This window comes from Photobacterium sp. SP02 (assembly GCF_038519165.1).
Taxonomy (GTDB): domain Bacteria; phylum Pseudomonadota; class Gammaproteobacteria; order Enterobacterales; family Vibrionaceae; genus Photobacterium; species Photobacterium halotolerans.
In genome coordinates this window covers 1-1155 of sequence record NZ_JASJOJ010000141.1, presented here as the reverse complement: position 1 = coordinate 1155, position 1155 = coordinate 1, and the positions used below count along the sequence as shown (strand labels likewise).

Below are 1155 nucleotides of genomic sequence, written 5' to 3'. Positions count from 1 at the left end.
ACCATACCGATATCTGATATGCCAACCCCGACGGTTGAAACCTATCCTGCCGCAGAAGAAGCACACTGGAGCGATGCGATTTTGGTGTTTCCTGACGGTTCAGAGATTGCGCCGATTTATATTGTTTTCAAAAAGGCTGTTGGAAACAAAGTTAAACCTCTTGAAGTGGGAACGTATGGTGAGCTTGCTCCAAGAAGTACCAAAGATGGTTTAGATATTGATCACATACCTTCACTTGCAGCTATACGTCGTGCTGTCGAAAAGCAATATGGCTTTGAATTAACAAAAGAAATTGAAAATGAGTTGAAAAAAACAGGGGCAGCTGTTGCAATCCCCAGAGAAGTACATCAAAAATGCAGTGAGACGTATGGCGGCCGTAATCAAAGAGAAAAGCAAGAACTTGATGCTAGTAACCTAGAGGTTGCGGTAAATAATAACTTTGACGCTATCAAGCAATGTTTGAAAGATCATGGGTATACGGAAAAAGAGCTGCAAGAAGCAAGAGAGAAGCTTCATAGAATAAATAAATTGAATGGATGGTACTAATGACAATCGACCACAAACTTTTCATTGGTAAGAAGTACAATGAGCTACTTGCGATTCCCGACTTTCTTTCCCTTATTGGTGGGAATGTTCCAGAAGTTGTGGATGAAGGTTCTGAGAACTTTTACATCGTAGTTGATAGTAAAAAAATTGAACTCATTTTCAGTCGTGAAACTCAAGTATTGAAAGTTATTGTTTTCCACACTAACTCTCAAGGGTTGTTTCCTGAAGGCTTATCGACATCTATGACAAACAATGATGTATATAGATTGCTTGGTAAGCCAATAGAGACTGTACCTGAAAGGAAAATACCAGTTTTAGGGCTTGTCCCATCTTGCGACAAGTTTCCTAACGGATTGCAGGTTTTCTACTCTCTAGGTGAAAAGAAGGTTCAAGAAGTACGATATGCATTATCTATATGAATAGTGGAGGGTATTCATAGTTCAGTATCAGCCTAAGTCATAGATCCACATATTGATCGACCCTATTCGGGAAGTGGAGGCTCAACTGGGATAGCGTCAGATTCCAGTTCTGTACGAGGGTGTTCATAGTTCTGTGTCAGCATAAGTCACAGATCCACATATTGATCGACCCTGTTCGGGAAGTGGAGGC

2 protein-coding genes are annotated in these 1155 nt (G+C 40.7%); both read left to right on the top strand.

The features are described from left to right. The coding region (locus P0Y67_RS22635; protein WP_342393696.1) for an S-type pyocin domain-containing protein at positions 1-546 on the top strand (546 nt) is incomplete at its 5' end. Beyond that, positions 546-965 carry a hypothetical protein gene (locus tag P0Y67_RS22630; RefSeq protein ID WP_342393695.1) on the top strand — a complete coding sequence of 140 codons (420 nt, stop codon included), beginning with the start codon at positions 546-548 and terminating at the stop codon, positions 963-965. The genes P0Y67_RS22635 and P0Y67_RS22630, both read left to right, overlap by 1 nt. Positions 966-1155 lie beyond the last annotated feature (190 nt).